This window comes from Pseudonocardia sp. McavD-2-B, assembly GCF_024124365.1.
Taxonomy (GTDB): Bacteria; Actinomycetota; Actinomycetes; order Mycobacteriales; family Pseudonocardiaceae; genus Pseudonocardia; species Pseudonocardia alni.
The window spans coordinates 1-4,192 of sequence record NZ_JAMXSG010000382.1; the positions used below are offsets into that span (position 1 = coordinate 1).

1 protein-coding gene and 1 pseudogene are annotated in these 4,192 nt (G+C 76.1%); both read right to left on the reverse strand.

Translation table 11 applies throughout. The features are described from left to right. Positions 1–3,610: pseudogene (locus NH602_RS28755) on the reverse strand (type I polyketide synthase); the annotation flags it as partial. Between the two features lie 61 nt (positions 3,611–3,671). Then, a partial coding sequence (locus NH602_RS28760) for an acyl carrier protein (RefSeq protein ID WP_253069447.1) occupies positions 3,672–4,192 on the reverse strand: 521 nt, incomplete at its 5' end.

Consider the following 4,192-nt stretch of genomic DNA (forward strand, 5'->3'; position numbering starts at 1 on the left):
CGGCGCCGACGACGGCGACCGCCGCCGGGGTCCGGCCGGCGGGGCCGCCCAGCGGCGCCCAGTCCTGGCGGAACAGTGCGTCGTCGTACCGGTCGGCGCCGGTGTCGGCCGGGACCTCGCGGGAGACCAGGGAGTCCGCCGTCAGCACGGGCCCGCCCGCGGCGTCGAACACCGTGATCGACACGGTGTCCTCGCCGGTGGCCGCGATCCGGGCGCGGACGGTGCCGGCGCCCGCGGCGAACAGCTGGACGCCCTCCCAGGTGAAGGGCAGGCCGCCACGGCTGATCGCACCCAGGTCGCCGTAGGCGGCGGCGTGCTGCGCGGCGTCGAGCAGGGCGGGGTGCAGGCCGAAACCGGTCGTGTCGGTCCCGGCGCCGTCGGGCAGCGTGACCTCGGCGAACACCTCGCCGTCGCGGCGCCACGCGGCATGCAGCCCCCGGAAGGAGGGCCCGTAGTCGAAGCCGATCCCGGCGAGCCGCTCGTAGCAGCCCTCGAGGTCGACCGGCTCGGCGCCGGCGGGCGGCCAGGCGGTCGTGTCGAGCCCGTCGGGCGCCGTCGTTCCCGAGCCGAGCACACCGGTGGCGTGCTGCGACCAGGGCAGGCCGTCGGCGTCCTCCGGCCGGGAGAACACGCCGAGGGTGCGGCGGCCACGGGCGTCCGCCGGACCGACGCGGACCTGCACCCGCACGCCACCGCGCTCGGGGAGCACGAGGGGCGCGGCCAGGGTCAGCTCCTCCACCCGGGTGCAGCCGACCTCGTCACCGGCGCGCACCGCCAGCTCGACGAACGCGGTACCCGGCAGCAGCGCACGTCCCTGCACGCCGTGGTCGGCGAGCCACGGGTGGGTGCGGACCGAGAGCCTGCTGGTGAACAGCACGCCGTCGTCACCGGCGAGCTCGACGGCGGCACCGAGCAGCGGGTGGTCGGCGGTGGTCAGCCCGGCGGCGGTGACGTCGGCGGCGCCCCGGACGGGCGCGGGCCAGTAGCGGGTGTGCTCGAAGGGGTAGGTGGGCAGGTCGACCCGGGACGCACCGGTGCCGTCGAAGAGCCGGGCCCAGTCCACGGTCGTCCCGCGGACGTGGGCCGTGGCGAGTCCGGTGACCAGCGACAGCTCCTCGGGGCGGTCGCGGCGCAGCAGCGGTACGGCGACGGCGCCCTCGGGCAGGGACTCCTGCGCCATGCCGCAGAGCACGCCGTCCGGGCCGAGCTCGACCAGGGTGGTGACGCCGCGCGCGGCCAGGGCGGTGACGCCGTCGGCGAAGCGGACGGTGCCGCGGACGTGGCGCACCCAGTAGTCGGCGGAGCAGATGTCGGCGACCTCGGCGACCGAGCCGGTCAGGTTGGAGACGACCGGGATCCGTGGCTCGTGGTAGGTGAGTCCGGCGGCGACGGCCCGGAACTCGGCGAGCATCGGCTCCATCAGCGGCGAGTGGAACGCGTGGCTGACCCGCAGCCGGGTGCTGCGCCACCCCCGGGCGCGGGCGTGCTCCTCGACGGCGGCGATCCCGTCGGTGTCCCCGGCCACCACGACCGACGACGGCCCGTTGACCGCGGCGAGCGAGACACCGGCGGTGAGCAGGGGTGCGACCTCGTCCTCGGTCGCGCCCACGGCCAGCATCGCGCCGCCGCGCGGCAGCGCGGCCATCAGCCGGGCGCGGGCGGCGACGAGCGTGGCGGCGTCGTCGAGGGACAGCACGCCCGCGACGTGCGCGGCGGCGATCTCGCCGATCGAGTGCCCGCCGACGAGGTCCGGGACCACGCCCAGCGAGGTGACCAGGCGGTAGAGGGCGACCTCGATCGCGAACAGCGCGGGCTGCGCCCGGCCGGTGTCGTCGAGCGCCTCGGCGTCGGTGCCCCACAGGACCTCACGCAGGGTGGCGTCGTTGTCGGGCAGCGCCGCGTCGAGCAGCGCGGCGGTCTCGTCGAACGCCTCGGCGAACACCGGGAAGCGGGCGTGCAGCTCCCGGCCGGCGCCCAGGCGCTGGGAGCCCTGCCCGGAGAACAGCAGCGCGGTCAGGCCCTCCCCCGCGACACCGCGGGCGATCTCGGTGACCTCGTCCCCGGAGCCGAGCAGCACGGCGCGGTGCTCGAAGGTCGCACGGCCGGTGGCCAGCGAGGCACCGACGTCGAGCGGGCTCAGTGCGGTGACCGATCCCGTGAGCCGGGCCCGCAGGGTGTCCAGTGCGGTGGCGGTGCGTGCGGACAGCGGCCACGGCACCACCGCCGGGGCGGACACCTCGGCGGCAGGTGCCTGCGCGTCGGTGTGCGGGGCCTGCTCCAGGATGACGTGGGCGTTCGTGCCGCTGATCCCGAACGAGGAGACCCCTGCCCGGCGCGGGCGGCCGGTCTCCGGCCAGTCGACGGCAGCGTCGAGCAGTGCCACGGCGCCCGCGGTCCAGTCGACGTCGGCCGAGGGGCGCTCGGCGTGCAGGCTGCGGGGCAGCACCCCGTGCCGCAGCGCCATGATCATCTTGATGACGCCGGCGACGCCCGACGCGGCCTGGGTGTGGCCCATGTTGGACTTCACCGAGCCCAGCAGCAGCGGGGTCGCGCGGTCCGCGCCGTAGGTCGCGAGCAGGGCCTGCGCCTCGATCGGGTCGCCCAGGGTGGTGCCGGTGCCGTGCGCCTCGACGGCGTCGACGTCACCGGAGCCCAGCCGCGCGCTCTCCAGCGCGGCCCGGATCACCCGCTGCTGGGACGGGCCGTTGGGGGCGGTCAGGCCGTTGGAGGCGCCGTCCTGGTTGATCGCGGACCCGCGCAGGACCGCGAGGACCTCGCGGCCCTGCCGGCGGGCGTCGGAGAGCCGCATCAGCACGAGCATCCCGGCGCCCTCGGCCCAGCCGGTGCCGTCCGCGCCGTCGGCGAACGGCTTGCAGCGGCCGTCGGCGGCCAGCCCGCTCTGGGCGGTGAAGGCGACGAACGGGCCGGGGGTGGCCATCACCGACGCGCCACCGGCCAGCGCCGTCGAGCACTCCCCGGCCCGCAGCGCCTGCACCGCCTGGTGCATGGCGACCAGCGACGACGAGCAGCCGGTGTCGACGGTGACCGCCGGGCCCTCGGCGCCCAGGGTGTAGGACAGTCGCCCGGAGATGACGCTCGCGGCGTGCCCGGTGGTCGAGTAGACCGCCACGTCCTCGTCGGAGGCGCGGATCACCTCGCCGTAGTCCTGGCCGGTGGTGCCGACGAAGACCCCGGTGTCGGTGCCGCGCAGCGACGTCGGGTCGATGCCGGCCCGCTCCAGCGCCTCCCAGGTGATCTCCAGCAGGATCCGCTGCTGCGGGTCCATCGCGACGGCCTCGCGCGGGGAGATCCCGAAGAAGCCCGGGTCGAAGCCGGCGACGTCGTCGACGAAGCCGCCGACCTGGGCCAGGCTGCCGCCCTCGCCGTCACCGGCGAGCGCGTCGAGGTCCCAGCCGCGGTCGGTCGGGAACGGCCCGAGGACGTCCCGGCCGTGCGCGACGACGTCCCACAGGTCCTCCGGCGAGGCGACGCCACCGGGGAAGCGGCAGCCGATGCCGACGACCGCGACCGGCTCGGACGCGGCGGCGACCAGCTGCTCGTTCTGCCTGCGGAGCCGCTCGACCTCCTTGAGGGACGACCGGAGTGCCTCGACGTACTTCTGGTCCGACGTGCTCATCAGAATCTCCTGCTTGTCGTTCAGTTCGCCGAGGTCAGTTCGCCGAGTTCTCGGTGACGAGCCGCAGCAGCGCTTCGGCATCCATGTCGTCGAGGGACTCCGCGCCGCCGTCGTCGGTCCGGCCCGCGTCGGGGTCGGGGTCGTCGGCGGCACCGGGTTCGGCATCGGCGAGGCCCAGCACCATGTCCAGCAGGCCCGCCCGCCGCAGCCGTCCGATGGGGACGGAGGCGAGGACCTCACGGATGTGGGCGTCGGGGTCGTCGGTGCGGGTGGTGCCCTGCTCGCCGGGGGTGTCGCCGAACAGCAGCGTCCCCAGGTGGCGGGCCAGGTCGGTGGGTGTCGGGTGGTCGAAGACCAGCGCCGCGGGCAGCGGCAGCCCGAGCCCGCCACGCAGCCGGTTGCGCAGCTCCACCGCGGTCACCGAGTCGAACCCGACGTCGCGGAAGGCGCGCCCGGCGGGGATCGCGTCGGCGCCGTCGTGGCCGAGGGTGGCCGCCGCCTCGCCGCGGACCGCCTCGACGAGCGCCCGGGCCCGTTCCGCGGTCGGCAACGCCT